This window comes from Pseudoalteromonas sp. T1lg22, assembly GCF_002964645.1.
In the GTDB taxonomy this organism is placed as follows: domain Bacteria; phylum Pseudomonadota; class Gammaproteobacteria; order Enterobacterales; family Alteromonadaceae; genus Pseudoalteromonas.
In genome coordinates this window covers 1-297 of the sequence record NZ_PQBY01000009.1, presented here as the reverse complement: position 1 = coordinate 297, position 297 = coordinate 1, and the positions used below count along the sequence as shown (strand labels likewise).

The window sequence follows — 297 nt, the reverse complement described above, 5'->3', positions numbered from 1 at the left end:
AGCAATCATCTGTGTGGGCACTCGTACAGATTGAGTTCTAACAGCAGATTCTAGTTCGCTAGATGACGCAAACAAATTTAGAGTCTCAATGTTTTTTCCTTAAATGGAAAGTGAGTGACCAACGGAATAAAGAAATTTATTCAGCACAGTCAATTCGATATCGAAAGATATCATCACAGTATTCATTGAGCACGAAACTTCGGTTTCAAAAAACTTTTAATTGAAGAGTTTGATCATGGCTCAGATTGAACGCTGGCGGCAGGCCTAACACATGCAAGTCGAGCGGTAACATTTCTA

1 rRNA gene is annotated in these 297 nt (G+C 39.1%); it reads left to right on the top strand.

Annotation, left to right across the window (positions count from 1 at the left end):
- Positions 1-217 precede the first annotated feature (217 nt).
- Positions 218-297 (top strand): 16S ribosomal RNA (locus C2M24_RS05730); the annotation flags it as partial.